Below are 1679 nucleotides of genomic sequence, written 5' to 3'. Positions count from 1 at the left end.
GATATAGGTTGTAGGTTCAAATTGGCACAATTCAGGATTGTACCGCAGGCAAAGACCGGGGCAGGACATTCATGCGTGTCCTGATTGCAGGCGAACAGCCGGTTTATTGCGAAGGCTTGGCCGCCATTGCGCGCCGTCTTTTCCCGCAAGGCGATATTCGCATCGCGGGCGGCCATTGGCGTGACCTGGTATCCGAGACCGATAGCGCCGATATGGTGCTGGTCGATATAGGCAATCCGCTCTCGCTTGCCGATCTTGAGGCGCTTGCGGGCAGGCAGGGTGCGCGTGTGGTTGTTTTCTCCGATCGGCTGTCGCCCGCTTTCGTCCGGGATGTCATGGATCTCGGCGTTGCGGGTTTTGTTCCGAAAACGCTCGCCGTCAATCTCATGGAGGGCGCGCTTCGCCTCGTCGAGATGGGCGGGCGTTACGTGCCCGATATTCTGCTCTCAACGCGCAGCGAAGGCTTTGCCGAAGCGCCGGACAGTTTTGCAGCCGCAAGCCATCAGAAGCTCACTCCCCGCCAGCGCGAGGTTCTGGCCGAGATCGGCAAGGGCCGGTCGAATCAGGAGATTGCGGAGGTGCTGGGCATCTCGGTTGCCACGGTGAAGCTCCATGTGAATGCGGTGCTTCAGGCGCTTGGTGTGCGCAACCGAACGGAAGCAGCCCTGATCGCGCATCGGACAGAAAGCGCATCCGTGGAGGGCCAGCTCTGAGCCTGTCCCGGAAGCATAAGGGCGCTTTTGGCGGCCTCTTCCTTCTCACCCTCTCGCTTGCGCTTTTTCCGCAGGCAGCGCGCGCTGTCTCCTGCTCGCTTCAGCAGGGCGAGCATGTGCGGATCGTTGGTGTCGTTGATGGCGACACGGTGGTTCTCGCAGATGGCCGCGAAGTGCGGATGATCGGCATTCAGGCACCGAAACTGCCGCTCGGTCGAAAGGGGTTCAAGGCCTGGCCGCTCTCGCCGGAAGCGAAGGCGCGGCTTGTGGCGCTTTCAAAGGGCAAGGACGCGCGGCTTCGCTATGGCGGTGCGCGGGAAGACCGGCATGGCCGCGTGCTCGCCCATATTTTTGTCTCAAGCGGGCAAGGCGAAGTCTGGTTGCAGCAACAGATGCTCGCGGAAGGTCTTGCGCGTGTTTACACCTTCCCGGACAACCGCTCCTGTGCGAGCGAGCTTTTGCAGGCGGAGCAAAAGGCGCGTGCTGCGGCGCGAGGCATCTGGCGCGACCCCTATTATGCGATCCGCAAGGCGGAGAATGTGGGTGTGCTGGAGCAGCTTGAGGGGCGCTATGAGCTTGTCGAGGGCGTTGTCACTTCCGCCTCGCTCGTCCGCGACCGGCTCTATCTCAATTTCGGGTCCGACTATCGTGCCGACTTCACGGTGACAGTGAAGGAGCGGGACATTAAGCTCTTTCAGCGCACGGAACCCTGGACCTTCATTCTTGCACAGGCCGGAAGCGGCGCGCGCGATCTTGCGGCTCTTGTCGGAACGCCGCTTCGTATTCGCGGTTGGCTTGGCCAATATAACGGCCCTGAAATTGTGGTGACGCATCCCGAACAGATCGAGTTTGCGGGCGCGGCAACCCGAAAGAACAGTCGAGAGAATTAAACCGCCGGGAGGAGATAGCGATGTCGGTCCTGAAGCCTCGCTTCCTTGCTGTGGCGCTTGTCACCGCGCTTGGTCT

Annotated in this window: 2 protein-coding genes; both read left to right on the top strand. The window is 61.1% G+C overall.

What is annotated here, in order from left to right; translation table 11 throughout:
• Positions 1 to 71: 71 nt before the first annotated feature.
• On the top strand, positions 72 to 713 hold the full coding sequence (locus WBF74_RS12865) for a DNA-binding response regulator (protein WP_424440537.1): 642 nt from the start codon (positions 72 to 74) through the stop codon (positions 711 to 713).
• A 116-nt stretch (positions 714 to 829) separates the two neighbouring features.
• A complete protein-coding gene (locus WBF74_RS12860; protein ID WP_424440535.1) occupies positions 830 to 1603 on the top strand; it encodes a thermonuclease family protein in 774 nt (257 codons plus the stop codon).
• Positions 1604 to 1679: the final 76 nt, after the last annotated feature.

Source organism: Parvibaculum sp. (assembly GCF_049672805.1).
Lineage (GTDB): Bacteria > Pseudomonadota > Alphaproteobacteria > Parvibaculales > Parvibaculaceae > Parvibaculum.
The sequence above is the reverse complement of the archived record's forward strand: the minus strand, read 5'-3'. Positions and strand labels throughout refer to the sequence as shown.

Coding starts and splice junctions, on each gene's coding strand:
- WBF74_RS12865 (WP_424440537.1), top strand. CDS start 72: ATGCGTGTCCTGATTGCAGGCGAACAGCCGGTTTATTGCGAAGGCTTG.